This window comes from uncultured Phocaeicola sp., assembly GCF_948499155.1.
Classification (GTDB): Bacteria; Bacteroidota; Bacteroidia; order Bacteroidales; family Bacteroidaceae; genus Phocaeicola; species Phocaeicola faecalis.
Window position 1 is genome coordinate 94357 of sequence record NZ_CAOOSE010000010.1, and the last position, 13481, is coordinate 107837.

Below are 13481 nucleotides of genomic sequence, written 5' to 3' on the forward strand. Positions count from 1 at the left end.
TTATGAATAATGTATTTGTATATTGCGAGATTGAAGGCACAACAGTGGCCGATGTGAGTCTCGAACTTTTAACCAAAGGTCGTAAATTAGCTAATCAGTTAGGCTGCCAGCTTGAGGCAATCGCTGCCGGAACCGGCCTTGAAGGAATTGAAAAACAAGTATTGCCCTACGGTGTCGACAAACTTCATGTATTCGATGCTCCCGGCTTATTCCCTTATACTTCACTGCCCCACACTTCTATCTTGGTGAATCTGTTCAAAGCAGAAAAACCGCAAATCTGTCTGATGGGTGCTACCGTTATCGGTCGCGACTTGGGTCCGCGCGTTTCTTCGGCACTGACCAGCGGACTGACTGCCGACTGTACTCAGTTGGAAATCGGCGCTCACGAAGACAAGAAGAACGGCATTACTTACGAAAACCTGTTGTACCAGATTCGTCCCGCCTTCGGTGGTAACATCGTTGCAACCATCGTCAACCCCGAACACCGTCCGCAGATGGCGACCGTTCGCGAAGGTGTGATGAAGAAAGAAATTCTGGATGAGAACTACAAAGGTGAAGTGGTGAACCACGACGTTGCCAAGTTTGTTCCTGAAACAGACTATGTAGTGAAAGTCATCGACCGCCATGTAGAAAAGGCCAAACATAACCTGAAAGGCGCACCTATCGTGATTGCCGGAGGTTATGGTATGGGATCTAAAGAAGGTTTTGACAAACTGTTCGAACTGGCTAAAGAACTTCACGCCGAAGTGGGTGCCAGCCGTGCGGCTGTCGATGCAGGTTATGCAGACCATGACCGTCAGATTGGCCAGACAGGTGTTACCGTCCGTCCCAAACTGTACATCGCTTGCGGTATCTCCGGACAAATCCAGCACATCGCAGGTATGCAGGATGCAGGTATCATCATCTCTGTAAACAGTGACCCGAACGCTCCTATCAACACCATTGCCGACTATGTGATAAACGGCACTGTGGAAGAAGTCGTTCCAAAATTGATTAAGTATTATAAAAAGAACAGTAAGTAATGGCAAACTTTTATACCGATATACCGGAACTCAAGTATCACTTGAACAATCCGATGATGGAGCGCATCTGCCAACTGAAAGAGCGCGACTATAGAGATAAAGACGAGTTCGACTATGCACCGCAGGATTATGCCGATGCAATGGACTCTTACGATAAGATTCTGGAAATCACAGGTGAGATAACAGGTGAAACCATCGCTCCCAATGCCGAAGGGGTGGACGAAGAAGGTCCTCACTGCGGAAACGGACGTGTGGAATATGCTTCAGGAACCAAACAAAACCTGGATGCCATGGTAAAAGCCGGACTGAACGGTATGACCATGCCCCGTCGTTTCGGTGGCTTGAACTTCCCTATCACCCCGTACACCATGTGCGCTGAAATAGTTGCCGCTGCCGATGCGGGCTTCGGAAACATCTGGTCTTTGCAGGACTGTATCGAAACACTATATGAATTCGGTAACGAAGACCAGCACAGCCGTTTCATTCCCCGTATTTGTGCCGGAGAAACCATGTCTATGGACTTGACTGAACCCGATGCCGGTTCTGACCTTCAGTCAGTGATGCTGAAAGCCACTTTCGATGAGGCCAACAACTGCTGGCGCCTGAACGGTGTAAAACGTTTCATCACTAATGGTGACGCTAATCTTCACCTGGTATTGGCACGTAGCGAAGAAGGAACAAAAGACGGACGCGGTTTGTCTATGTTCATATATGACAAAAACGAAGGTGGTGTAGACGTTCGCCGTATCGAAAACAAATTAGGTATCCACGGTTCTCCTACCTGCGAACTGGTTTACAAGAACGCGAAAGCCGAACTTTGCGGTGACCGTAAGCTCGGTTTGATTAAATACGTTATGGCATTGATGAACGGTGCCCGTCTGGGTATCGCTGCCCAGTCAGTAGGTTTGTCACAGGCTGCTTACAACGAAGGATTGGCATACGCTAAAGAACGTAAGCAGTTCGGTAAAGCGATTATTGACTTCCCGGCAGTATATGACATGCTGGCTATCATGAAAGCCAAGCTGGATGCAGGCCGTGCATTGCTTTATCAAACTTCGCGCTATGTAGATATTTATAAAGCATTGGATGATATTGCCCGCGAACGGAAACTGACTCCCGAAGAACGTCAGGAACAAAAGACTTATGCCAAGTTAGCCGACAGCTTCACTCCGCTTTCAAAGGGTATGAACTCTGAATATGCCAACCAGAATGCATACGATTGTATCCAGATTCATGGTGGCTCAGGTTTCATGATGGAATATGCTTGCCAGCGCATTTATCGCGATGCACGCATCACCAGCATTTACGAAGGTACTACCCAGTTGCAGACCGTAGCCGCTATCCGTTACGTTACCAACGGTTCTTACATCGCTACTCTTCGCAACTACGAAGCCATCCCTTGCAGTGAAGAAATGCAACCGCTGATGGACCGCGTGAAAGAAATGGCTAACAAGTTTGACGCATGCACTAATGCTGTAAAAGAGACCCAGAATCAGGAGTTACTTGATTTCGTTGCACGCCGTCTTTATGAAATGGCAGCTGTATGTGTCATGTCACATCTCCTTATTCAAGATGCAACTAAAGCGCCTGAATTGTTCGCCAAATCAGCTCATGTATATGTAAACTATGCAGAGGCCGAAATAGAAAAGCACTTCAACTTCATCCGCAAGTTTAAAGCTGAAGAGTTGGCTGACTACCGCCTGTAAACACCGCCACCCCGACACCATAACGGGAAAGCGAGAAAGATAAGAATAAAAGGGAAGAGGTATTGAAACTGATACTTCTTCCTTTTTTTGTATCCCCTTTCACAAACTTTGCCGTTCTTTTATAATCTTTTCCTGCTTTCGGCGTGTTGGTAGTGGGAAAAAACAAATAAAAGAACCTTGACTTATGAAAGAATTAGAATTAACTAGCAATGCCGCACTGACAGATGTGGTATACGAAGCTGCCCTAAACGGTAGTTTTCTGAATGTCAAACTGGTAACCGGAGCTGTCGGCGATAACGAAGCCGGAGGATTGATACCCGAAGTAGACCACTATCATGTCACTCACCCGAGAACAGGTGAAGAAGTTTTGTTTGAACAACCATTGGATGCATCCGATGACAAGGCTTCGGTATATGGATTGGGACAATTGATTCAGTCGTCTGCCGGCGGTTGCCACGGCACGTTGGCAAAAGGAGAAAGCCGCACAGCCACAGCACGTAAAGTGGTTGCTCACGGGCCGATGTGGATATATGTTGCAATAGCTATCGGTATGGATAAAGCAGGTACGGAATCACCCTTCATGGTGGTGCAAAGTGCCGGCACGTATGGCTCGGAAGAAACTACCGAAAGTGAAATGATCGGTTATGTAGACGGACGCATACACGAAATGACTGCCCTGCTGGTACGTCGTGCACGTCTCGAAGCATTGAATCTGGCTGCTATCCGTGTAGGATATAAATATTTATTCGTCGAACCCGGTCAGATTGGAAAAGCGAAAGTAAAAGAAGGATAATAGATACCTGTATGCAAATGTGTCAAAACTTCCCTTTTATCGAAATCACCCTCGCTACAACTGCCTGTAGCGAGGGTGATTTTTAGTTTATGAGCGTTTCGACACGCCCTCTTCTTACTGTATATTATTCCAACTCCTCCACCGGCAACTCCGTTTCTTTTCTGTAGCCCGATGAGGTAAATATAGCAATCAATTCGCCTTTTTCATCCGTTATCTTCACTTCCACAAAAGGAATACGGTGGTGATTAAACACCTCCGTGGCATCTGCATACACATATCCCAGTCTTGCAGAACGCAGGAAAGTAATATTCGCTGTCACGGAAAGTGTAAGCCGACGATGGCTGTTTGCCACGGCAGCAAAAGCCAAATCCGCCAGCGTAAACAATGCCCCTCCCTGACACACTCCTCCACCGTTGAGATGCCGTTCCGTAACCAACATACGCGCACGTGCATATCCCGGTTTTATTTCCAGCAGCTCCACACCGGTGCACGAAGCAAACTGATCTGTTTTCAGAAACTCTTTTAATGTCTGCATATATTAACGAATCGTTACCATAGTCGCTCCAAAGCCATATTCGCGGAAAGAAGCGTCCTGACTTTGATAGTTCTTATACTTATATTTCAATTCTTGCAAAATGGCTTTGCGCAAAACGCCGTCGCCCTTGCCATGAATGAAAACAATCTTCTGCCCTTTCTTGTTCCTGTATTCCTCCAAAGTCCTGCGGAACACATCGAGCTGATAGTTCAGAATCTCACTATTGCTCATACCGGCAGTAGAGTCGAGCAACTCATGGGCGTGAAGGTCTATCTCCACGATATCACTCTGCGGAACCTTTACCTCGGGCTTTCGTGCCGGAATAGTATCAGCAGCTTTCTTCGCCAAAAGCGCCCCCTTAATATCATCCGCATTTAAAAAGGTCTGGCGGGCAGGCATATCATCTTTCACAATATCATAAATCAATGACGGTTCTTCAAAGAATATGCTTTCGCGGAACGTATGGAGTTTATAAAACTTGACCGTGTCTATACGGAGTTCCACCGATACGGCCGGCTTTATCATAAAGCTTTTGTTATCTTTAAAAGCAAGCACTTGTACAGCCACATGCTCCAATTCATTCAGAATGCTCTTGTCAAACTCTTCAATATAGAATTTGGTATTCGGCTGCACTGTTCCACAACTCCGCACACGCCAATTATGACCTTCGGCACAGAGGTAAGCAAAGGAAAGCGTATAATTACTGTCATTGATAATATAAGCATCAAAACCGGTGCTCGAAATCGCCTTGATGTCTTGCGGAACAAAGGCCAACATTACATTAAGCACATCTCCTCCTTTACGCTCGGCGGCACGGTAAGTGATGGGGCGCTCGTCTTCCTCCTCCTCTTCCATTGTTTTTTTCACAGTCTGCACAGCTCCTTTGGATTTGGCAGCACCGGGCACCTCTTTCTGCGCAACAGGTTTGCGCTTCATATTATAGTCATCAGCATCTATTACCACACATTCTTTAATAGGCATCGGAATATCAAACCCATCGGCATCTTCTACCAATGCAATATCTTTCCCCTGAAATCCTGTCACAATGCCGCCACCCACTTCACTGAGAAAACGGACTTTATCTCCTATTTTCATATTGTTTTCTTTTTAGTTCGCACAAATATCGGTACTTTTGCGCAAATTACAAAAAGTTTGTTCTAATATACTGTAGACGGCTTTTTAATTAACATGACTCGCACTTGTCTTATCCTTTTACCACATTGCATGACAACCTTATGGAAAACATTACAAAATACGGTGTAGTCAATGGTTATCTACCGTATCCTTAGACAGTTTCCTTATAGTTACTTCCCGAACTGCATCCCAATATTTACAATCCAATTCAAAAAAAATAGATGTGTAAGGCAATGTCAAAGCTGTTTTAATGACAACCACCTGATAGAGCTTGCTGACACTATCCAACTTTGAAATCAGTTCTTCGTGGGGAAGAAAAGTCACTTTCCCTCCACCATCTAATACTTTACCTAACGAATTTCTGTATGCCGTCACACCGAGACACAGTTCTTCCGTCAAGGCCAACTGCTCACGGTCCTGATATATATGTGCAAAGACATGCTCCGACCGACGAATCTGGTCCACTATAAAAGCGACAACATTTCCAAAAGTTTCAGGAGCATATAAAGTGATGATACCCGGACCAACCTGCAAGGGATATGCCATATCTGTAACAACAATCCAATTACGATGCCCCAATAAAGGCAGCTTTTCTTGCAAGCTTCCTTTCCAATCAGCCATCGGCATCTCTTCCAGATGCAGAGCATTGCCAGCCTGTCTATGACAGGCCGGCAACATAAGACTGATACAAACCAATAAAATACACCAATAACGCATAAATTTACAATTTTATACTCTCGGACTCTCCTGCCGCGAGTTGCTTTTTCTTCGTTTTCACAGTCACATCCCCAATGCGGAGGCGTTCAATGCCCAAAGTTCCTTTCAGTACCTCCAATGTAGCTTCACCGCCAGAAATCCGGCACATTCCCCATGCGTAACCATTGCTCCAAAAATAGGTTCCGGGAGCAGACGTAAACTGCATTTGTTTGTCTACTGCCGAGTAGTGAAATCCACTCAGCGCGATTACACTCGCCCAACTAGCCATTGAACGAGCATAATGATGTCCACATTCTGGTTCACTGAACGGATTACGCTTGGCACCATCAAAACGGTCACGGATAGAACGGATACAAGTCAATGCCTCATCCGTCATTCCTTCATATATCATACCCACAGCCGCACAATATTCAAATCCGGTCATCACCTCCGCAAAATAGGGGAAGGGTACCTCCAAACGTCCTTTAGGCCATGAAGCCATCAGAAGCCCTGCTTCCCTACCCATTACGTAAGAACGCATATTGTTGAAATGCCGGCTGAAATCGGATACATAGTTATATTTCATAATGCTTTCCATAGTTGTATGAATATGCTTTTTGTCTCCTAAATATCCTAGCCCACAAATATGTGCCATATACTGCCCCACTAGTTGGTCAACCAGACACCCTTTGCCCAACTGGAAAGCCGGAATTTTACCTTCTGCATCTTTCATATTGATGAATTCAAAAGTTTCAGGATCAGTAATGTGATGTTCATAATATTCGCCGTTAAACAAATGCTCATCCATCCACCGACTCCCCTGTTCAAACAACCTCCGGCACTTCTTGGCAAAAGATTTATCTTTCATAGCCCATGCCATTTCCTCGGCTGCCCGCAATGCCCCCATATACCAGAATCCCATTTGAGGATTAGGACCAAAATAATTCACATCCATTGTGTTATGCTGTGACCCTTCCATCACTCCATCTTGATTGCCATCCCATCCTTTCTCTATCCAAGCATAAGAGAGTACTTTTTTAACCTGTCCCCAGTTTTTCCGGAGAAAAGCATAGTCACCCGACAGTTGCCATTCCCGATACATCTTCATGATACATCCCATCTGCCCATCAGCTGCAGCCGAAGTCCCCTTTGCAGCTTCCGACAAAGGCAAATCAGCCCGAAAGTTCATCAACCCATTCTCTTTCGTGGCATAGTTAAATTCCACATCGCGCATAGTCTGTGCCAAACCACCGAACAAAAAGGGAGTAGCCATCTCATAATTCCAGACATGGGTACATGACCCTTGGCAAGAGCCAAAACGATCCATTATTCCTTCCCAACCCATTAAATGGCCACTAGGCAAGCGAAATACTGTCTGCGAGCGCAATGTAGCCAAGTTAAACAAAGCTGCCTCTTTCACTGTTTCAGGATAAGAACTACCCAAAAATGAATTAACAAACAAGAGAGTCTCTTCTTCCAATTGCCTCATACGGGGAATCACCTTCTCGGCCACTTCCCACGCATCAGCAAACTGTCGGCTATAATAATTGCCTACTATGGTAGATGACCATCCTTTACGGTTCGGGAAATTCCAAGTCAGATAAAAAACAAAAGCTTCCGTAGCCCGAGGAGCAATTGTTTTTTTTACTGCCAAAGAAACCATCGGATCTTCATCTGCCGACCGCTCCCTTTCTACCATAATCCCATCTTTGCTAAAATCGTCCCAAAAGTTCAGAATAGCATTATTCCATGAATCAGCTTTTGAAGAAGTCCGATAACTTACTTGTCCTGTTGAGGAAGTCACCAAAGCGATTGTCCCCCATGCCGGATCCTGTTTATCAACCCCTTCAGAGTATAAATAAATACCTTTCCGATTTCCGCTTTCCCGATACTCATTCCTGTTCTTCTCAGCACCAACCGGAATATAATCTCCTTTCCAGTCTGTCCGAAACTTACTACCATCTTTCCCAATAAAATTCCTCATAGAGCCACATACGGAAACCTCTAAAGGAGTATTCCCGGTATTCGTAACCTCATAGGCAAGCACCGCCACCGGCAACCCGCTGTCATCAGCATTTCCTGGAAGCAATGGGTTGAATCCCTTTATCTTTACAGTAACCGGTAATTCTGCATCCGAAAGATTCACTTGCCCGAACGGGTAAGCCCCATCGAAAGAGGCCTTGGCAAAACGGGGAAAGCCGTGATGGTTAACCGGCCGACCTTCATAGTGCAAATATTCATGGCTGTAAAGAGGACCTTCCAGCAAAGTCGTCACAGGAATATTATCCTGTGACTTAACATAAATAGAAAAAAAAGGAGCATTATTACCTGTAGTTACCGTGCTATATTTCTTCCCCGGAACATTCATTATTTCCCAATCACGCAATTCTCCTCTTCCACCAAGAGATACGGTACCTGTTCCTATTCCACCTAAGGGAAGAGCTATCTGAAACAAGTGGTCCTTATCATAATGCTTCAATGCAGGCCAATCAGACGGTTTCCATTCCTGAGCAGACAATGAACCCGCTGCCAAAAAGATCAACAAACTCCATTTCTGTAAATGTGTAATCATATATTTTTAATTTTAGCTATTACCAATTAGGATTTTGAGTCAAATTAGGATTCTTATCTCTTGCAGACTGGGGAATCGGCCACAGATAATGTTTTTGCGGATCGAATGTGCGTTCCTGCCCAAGGAATTTTTCCTGAGTATAATCTCCGATAGCAGTGTGCTCATCCTTATTGATACCATATCCGGGTTGATTCAATACAACTTCTGCTGTTTTCCAGCGCAAAATATCAAAATAACGCTTATGTTCACCAACAAATTCGTGTCTTCTTTCTTCCCTGATAATAGTACGCATCCGTTCCTGATTTCCAAGTTGACTGTCCACTCCGGGCAAACCGGCACGCTTCCTGACTTGATTGACCGCCCATACTATTTCTGCATTATACGGATCATATTCGTTCAATGCCTCTGCATAAATTAATAACGTTTCCGCATAACGATACAAACTGAAATTCGTCCATGAAGCATCAACTTTCTCTAATTCCAAATCGTTATATTTCAAATACATATATCCCGTTATTCCGCCACCCTCATTATTAATGCGTTCCGGATTATTATAAGCCGGATGAGGCATATACGGAGTATAACTTCCATCTGGTCTGAGAATATCCAGTCCCGGCAACATAAATGTTTTCTTCAAACGTACATCCCGGTTCTCCCATGGGTGGTCCATGTCATACAAAGAGGATTCATAAATAGTCTTTCCATCAGTCATCTCATACGAATCAACCAAATCGCGCGTCGGACAAAAACTAGCCCAGCCTTGACCTGTCACCCCAACTCCTGATGGCGAACATAGCACAGGCAACATATGTGTCAATTCATCCTCCATATACTGATGGGCAAGAATAACTTCTTTATTGTTATTATTGGCTGCAGCTTTGAACAAAAAGGCAAAATCATTTTCCAAGCCATATAAATTAAGGTCAATCACCTTCTTTGCCTGCGAAGCAGCTTCCTTCCAAAGTTCTTTTGCATCCTCTCCCTGATGAAACTTTTTATAACTTGCCATATCCAGATACATATCAGCTTTCAACATCAAGGCTGCTCCTTTAGTAATACGACCCACATCATCTCCCGAATAAGTTTCCGGTAAATATTCTATCGCCTTATCCACATTTTCAATGACATAGTCCAAAACCTCCTGCTTAGGAGAGCGAGGCAATGTAGCCTCTTCCAAAGAAACAGGCTTTTCTTTAATGAGAGGAATATCCCCAAAATGCCGAGCCATCCTGTAATATTTCAACGCTAAAATAAAACGTATCTCTCCTTCAAAACGCTGTTTCTTTTCTTCTTTTATTTCCATTCCCTGAAGTTTATCCAAACAATAAAGGATGCGATAAATATGGTCGTATTTCCATTCTTCAGACAAATAGCCTGTAGCCGCATTATGTATTCCCTGGCAAATATATCCTAAACCACTCTCTCCCCACGAGTTCGTCATCAAGGAATTGTCACTTTCACAATCTCTCCAAAAATCCCTTTCACCTGGCAATAACGGATATAAAGCATTTACTCCTTTCTCTGCATCTACTTCTGTTTTCCAGAAAGTATTTGCAGAAGCTTGTTCCAACGGATCACGGTCTAAAAAATCTGCACAACCAGTCAATGTAAGCACAGCAACAAATAAAATATAAAAACTATAGTGTCTCATACTATCTATTATTAGAATTGAAGATTTATACCAAATGAAAATGTTCTAGACAAAGGATACCATCCACCCTCCGGGTCAAAACCATCGTAACCGGTAACGGTCGCTAAATTTTGTCCCGATAAATAAAGTCTCAGATATTTAATATTCACTTTCTCCAATAATGTTTTTGAGAAGGTATAACCAATCTGCACATTTTGGATTTTCAGATAATCAGCATTACGCAACCAATAGCTATTATATTGAGTGTCATTAGCCGTATTCGTTAAAGTAAGACGAGGATAAGTGGCATCCGGATTATTTTCACTCCATGCATCCAAATGCATAGGGCGTGCATTCTGAGATAAATAGAAAGCCCATCCTTCATAACCGGATATGTACTTCTTCACATTCAATTTACCATACATATTCATAGAGAAATCAAAGTTTTTATATCCAAAATGCAAATTGACCCCATAATCAATCGGTAACTTATCATTCAAGATAACACGGTCATTACCGTCAATAACTCCATTGTCATCTTGATCTTTAAATTTTATATTGCCAGGAAGAACATTTCCTTGCTTGGCATGATTCTTTATGTCTTCTTCACTCTGAAATAAGCCCTCTGCCTCATAACCGAAAGGTAATTGGTACCGCCCATTTAAGTAGGTCACCGCATTTCCTTCAATCCACTTATCTGAGTTCCCCATTTCCAATACTTTATTTTTTGAGAAACTCGTATTCATATCTACTCCCCATGAAAAATCCCCTTTGCCGTCATTATAAGATACCAGAATATCCATTCCTTGATTTCTCATTCTCAACAAATTTGAAATTGGGGCAGAAAGTCCGAATTCAGAGGGAACAGGAGGAGTATATAATATATTACGACGAAGATTATTAAAATAATCAACAGACAGTTTGATACGTTGATCCCACATCCCAAAATCAATCCCCATATTGGCCAATTCTGATATTTCCCAAGTTATATCAGGATTTATAGCAACATTATTATATGCACCACCAACCAGTTTCCCATTAAACGAATAGATTTTAGGATCGTAACTTAAGACTTGCGCAGTCGGATAATAACCAACTTTTTCCGCATCTCCCAATGTTCCCCAAGATCCCCTGATCTTTAATTCGGACAACCACGAAGATGCACCTTCCATAAATTTTTCACGATGAATATTCCATCCGGCAGAAAATGAAGGGAACACACCCCATCTATGCCCCTCTGCAAAACGAGAAGAGCCATCCGCCCTTAAACTTGCCTCAAATAAGTAACGTCCTTGATAGTCATAATTAACACGTCCAAACCAAGATTGTATAGCCACATCACGAGTTGTCGAACTTCCATTCTGCTTATTATCACTACCTACCCCCAATACATCAATATCATCAAACGGCATATTATCTCTGGAGGCCCAAAATCCTTCCTGCTTGAAATATTCTTGTGAATAACCAGCCAAAAATTTGAAATGATGCGAGTCAGCCAACGTAAGCGCATAATCAGAAGTAAACTGCAATTGTGTGCGGTATTGATAAGCATTAGAGTCTTTCAAAGAAGAAACAAGATTTTCCGTCTTTGCCACATTTCCCTTGGCATCATATAAATAATAAGTCTTGACCCGGTCTTTTGTCGTCTGGTCATGCGTATAGGCAGATATGTTTGCTTTTATATTCCAATCTTTCAAAGGAGTATAAGTAGCACTAAATATAGCAAGCATCTCTTTGTGACGCTCTTTTGAATAACCAGCCTCATTGACACCGGCAATAGGGTTTCCTCCCATCGAAGAACCAACCCCATATAGTCCGTTAGCCTCATAAATAGGGGTAACAGGTGATATTCTCGCTGCCTGAGTTTGCCAAATTGTTGTTCCTCCCTGCGGATTCTTTATATTTGTCTGTGTATATTGCAAATTAACTTGTGCAGACAAGTTCTTTAACAGCTGGAAGTGCAAATCAGGTTTGAATATCAAACGGTTATAATCATTGTTAGGTAAAGTACCCTCCTGATAGTCATTCGAAAGAGAAAAACGGTAAGTAATAGATTTCTCTTTACCCGAAACAGCCACATGAATATTATTAATCAATGTATTTTTACGGTATATTTCTTTATACCACTTATTATCTGCATATTTCCCGTTCTTCAAATCCTGTATGCCTTGTTCACCAAAAAAGGCAGCTTTACCGTCATTAACCATTGCCTCATCATACAAACGCATATAATCTTCGGCACCGACAAAATCCAATTTGAACTGTGGATTCTGAATTCCTATATTGGTAGAAAAATCAACAACCGGCCGTTCTGAGGTTTGCCCCTTCTTTGTTGTTACCAACATAACCCCATTTGCTGCACGTGACCCATAAATAGAAGCGGAAGCAGCATCCTTCAAAATAGAGATACTTTCTATGTCATTAGGATTCAATGTATAAAGATTACCGGGGACACCATCTATCAGAATAAGAACACCGGAACTTCCCCCAATCGTGGAAGTACCGTGGATATTTATAGTAGCTCCGGAGCCAACCGCACCACTACCTTTGGTCACTGTCATACCGGGAACCGCACCTGCCAACAACTCCTGAACATTGGTAACAGAACGCGCTTTCAATGCCTGATCTGCTTTAATAGTTCCGATAGAACCTGTCAAATTAACCTTTCTTTGTATACCATATCCTACTACAACAACCTCCTCCAATGCTTGTGTATCCTCCTTTAAGGTCACAACCAGCATCTTGCCGTTTTGTGGCTTCAACTGCTGGGTCTCATAACCAATATAAGAGATTTCCAAAACAGCATTATTCATTGCATTTAGAGTAAAATTACCATCAAAATCAGTTATTGTACCATTGGAAGTACCTTGTACTATAACTGTTGCGCCAATTATCGGCTCACCATTTACATCAATCACCCTTCCTGTCACCTCACCTTGCTGCTCACGCTTCAGCGGTTGCTGTGCTCTTTTAATAATTACTTTTTTATCTTGAATTTCATAACTCAAGCCGGGTTGTCCTTTTAAAAGTTGTTTTACAACTTCTTCTATTATCGCATCTTTTACAGAAATGGAGACACGCTTTTTCGTATCCAAATCAAGGGATGAAAAGACAAATGAATATCCTGATGATTTCTTTATTTGTTCGATAGCTTCCTTAACTGTTATATTATTGGCTTTCAATGTAATATCCTGCGAAAAAGCCGATAAATTAAAGCAAAGTGCTACTGAGGCTACTAAAATAGCCTTATCAAAACATCTCATAATTCTTCTGATTTTTAAAATAAATAAATTAGAATAGGGTTATAAGAATTAAAGATTTACTATATTTGCTACTTCTTTAACTCAACAAGTGTTTTTAAAAAGAATACTTGATTTGATTTAATCGGGAGGG

Annotated in this window: 9 protein-coding genes; 3 read left to right on the forward strand and 6 right to left on the reverse strand. The window is 42.8% G+C overall.

Annotated features, from left to right (window positions below):
* Positions 1-2 precede the first annotated feature (2 nt).
* The 3 genes from QYT14_RS09580 (at position 3) to QYT14_RS09590 (ending at position 3521) form a co-directional block, all read left to right on the forward strand.
* Entirely contained in the window at positions 3-1022 is a 1020-nt protein-coding gene (locus tag QYT14_RS09580) for an electron transfer flavoprotein subunit alpha/FixB family protein (RefSeq protein WP_237039183.1), read from the forward strand.
* Positions 1022-2728: an acyl-CoA dehydrogenase family protein gene (locus tag QYT14_RS09585; RefSeq protein ID WP_288324652.1), complete on the forward strand. Its 1707-nt coding sequence runs from the start codon at positions 1022-1024 to the stop codon at positions 2726-2728. Before QYT14_RS09580 ends, QYT14_RS09585 begins: the two co-directional genes overlap by 1 nt.
* Positions 2729-2912: 184 nt before the next feature.
* Positions 2913-3521, forward strand: a complete 609-nt coding sequence (locus QYT14_RS09590) for a histidine decarboxylase, pyruvoyl type (protein ID WP_237039181.1) — start codon at positions 2913-2915, stop codon at positions 3519-3521.
* Between the two features lie 124 nt (positions 3522-3645).
* On the opposite strand, the gene QYT14_RS09595 is transcribed toward QYT14_RS09590, so the two are convergent.
* From QYT14_RS09595 to QYT14_RS09620, 6 genes are all read right to left on the reverse strand, one after another.
* Positions 3646-4056 carry a PaaI family thioesterase gene (locus QYT14_RS09595; RefSeq protein WP_237039180.1) on the reverse strand — a complete coding sequence of 137 codons (411 nt, stop codon included), beginning with the start codon at positions 4054-4056 and terminating at the stop codon, positions 3646-3648.
* Between the two features lie 3 nt (positions 4057-4059).
* Positions 4060-5151, reverse strand: a complete 1092-nt coding sequence (locus tag QYT14_RS09600) for a DUF2027 domain-containing protein (RefSeq protein WP_288324651.1) — start codon at positions 5149-5151, stop codon at positions 4060-4062.
* A 168-nt stretch (positions 5152-5319) separates the two neighbouring features.
* Positions 5320-5907, reverse strand: coding sequence for a hypothetical protein (locus QYT14_RS09605; protein WP_288324650.1), 588 nt, complete (start codon positions 5905-5907; stop codon positions 5320-5322).
* 4 nt (positions 5908-5911) lie between these two features.
* Positions 5912-8458: a GH116 family glycosyl-hydrolase gene (locus tag QYT14_RS09610; protein ID WP_288324649.1), complete on the reverse strand. Its 2547-nt coding sequence runs from the start codon at positions 8456-8458 to the stop codon at positions 5912-5914.
* 19 nt (positions 8459-8477) lie between these two features.
* Positions 8478-10109 carry a RagB/SusD family nutrient uptake outer membrane protein gene (locus QYT14_RS09615; RefSeq protein WP_288324648.1) on the reverse strand — a complete coding sequence of 544 codons (1632 nt, stop codon included), beginning with the start codon at positions 10107-10109 and terminating at the stop codon, positions 8478-8480.
* Between the two features lie 11 nt (positions 10110-10120).
* Positions 10121-13351: a TonB-dependent receptor gene (locus QYT14_RS09620; protein WP_288324647.1), complete on the reverse strand. Its 3231-nt coding sequence runs from the start codon at positions 13349-13351 to the stop codon at positions 10121-10123.
* Positions 13352-13481: the final 130 nt, after the last annotated feature.

What these genes read in the sequence shown, in the direction of transcription:
- QYT14_RS09580 (WP_237039183.1), top strand. Translation starts at nt 3, where the DNA reads ATGAATAATGTATTTGTATATTGCGAGATTGAAGGCACAACAGTGGCC.
- QYT14_RS09585 (WP_288324652.1), top strand. Translation starts at nt 1,022, where the DNA reads ATGGCAAACTTTTATACCGATATACCGGAACTCAAGTATCACTTGAAC.
- QYT14_RS09590 (WP_237039181.1), top strand. Translation starts at nt 2,913, where the DNA reads ATGAAAGAATTAGAATTAACTAGCAATGCCGCACTGACAGATGTGGTA.
- QYT14_RS09595 (WP_237039180.1), bottom strand. Translation starts at nt 4,056, where the DNA reads ATGCAGACATTAAAAGAGTTTCTGAAAACAGATCAGTTTGCTTCGTGC.
- QYT14_RS09600 (WP_288324651.1), bottom strand. Translation starts at nt 5,151, where the DNA reads ATGAAAATAGGAGATAAAGTCCGTTTTCTCAGTGAAGTGGGTGGCGGC.
- QYT14_RS09605 (WP_288324650.1), bottom strand. Translation starts at nt 5,907, where the DNA reads ATGCGTTATTGGTGTATTTTATTGGTTTGTATCAGTCTTATGTTGCCG.
- QYT14_RS09610 (WP_288324649.1), bottom strand. Translation starts at nt 8,458, where the DNA reads ATGATTACACATTTACAGAAATGGAGTTTGTTGATCTTTTTGGCAGCG.
- QYT14_RS09615 (WP_288324648.1), bottom strand. Translation starts at nt 10,109, where the DNA reads ATGAGACACTATAGTTTTTATATTTTATTTGTTGCTGTGCTTACATTG.
- QYT14_RS09620 (WP_288324647.1), bottom strand. Translation starts at nt 13,351, where the DNA reads ATGAGATGTTTTGATAAGGCTATTTTAGTAGCCTCAGTAGCACTTTGC.